This is a genomic window from Pseudooceanicola lipolyticus (genome assembly GCF_002786325.1).
In the GTDB taxonomy this organism is placed as follows: domain Bacteria; phylum Pseudomonadota; class Alphaproteobacteria; order Rhodobacterales; family Rhodobacteraceae; genus Pseudooceanicola_C; species Pseudooceanicola_C lipolyticus.
Genome location: NZ_PGTB01000412.1, coordinates 1 through 657 on the forward strand (window position 1 = coordinate 1; position 657 = coordinate 657).

Genomic DNA, 657 nt, shown 5'->3' on the forward strand with positions numbered 1-657 from the left:
CGCCGCCCCCGGCGCCAACAGCCGGGCTGGATCCTCCGGCAGCTCGCCGGGATAAAACGCCGCCTGCTTGCCGCTGTCCAGCAGCCGGCCGCGCACCATGTTCAGCACCCGACCGTCGTGGCGCCGCTCTTCCTCGGTGGTGGTGCGCAGCGCCGCGAGCGACAAGGCCCCGGTCTCGGCCCCGGCAAAGCGCGCCCGTTCCGCCGCCTGTTTCACCAACGCCTGCATGAACCCGGTCAGACGGGCGTGTTGGCTGTGATGCAGGTGGTCAGCCTTGGTGGCGGCAAACAGGATCTTCTCGACCCGCCGGCCCAGCAGCAGCCGCGACAGAAACGCGTTCTGCCCCGGCCGGAACGCCATCAGGATCTCCTGCAGCACCGCGCTCATCTCGGCCACCGCTTGCGGCCCACGCCCGATAGCGCCCAGCGCGTCGACCAGCACCACCTGCCGGTCGATGCGGGCGAAATGATCGCGGAAAAACGGCTGCACCACCTGGCTCTTGTAGGCGTCGAACCGCCGCTCCATCTCGCGCCAGAGCGATTTGCGCGGCGCCCGCTCCAACGCCGGCAGCGGCGCGAAGGTCAGCACCGGCGACCCGGCCAGATCGCCCGGCAGCAGGAAGCGGCCCGGCGTGCAATCGGACCAGCCGGCCGCGCG

The 657-nt window shown here is 71.2% G+C and carries 1 protein-coding gene; it reads right to left on the reverse strand.

Annotated features, from left to right (window positions below; all coding sequences use genetic code 11):
- Window positions 1-657 (reverse strand): YcjX family protein (locus tag CVM52_RS26315; protein WP_172721111.1); only part of this gene is annotated, 657 nt, incomplete at both ends.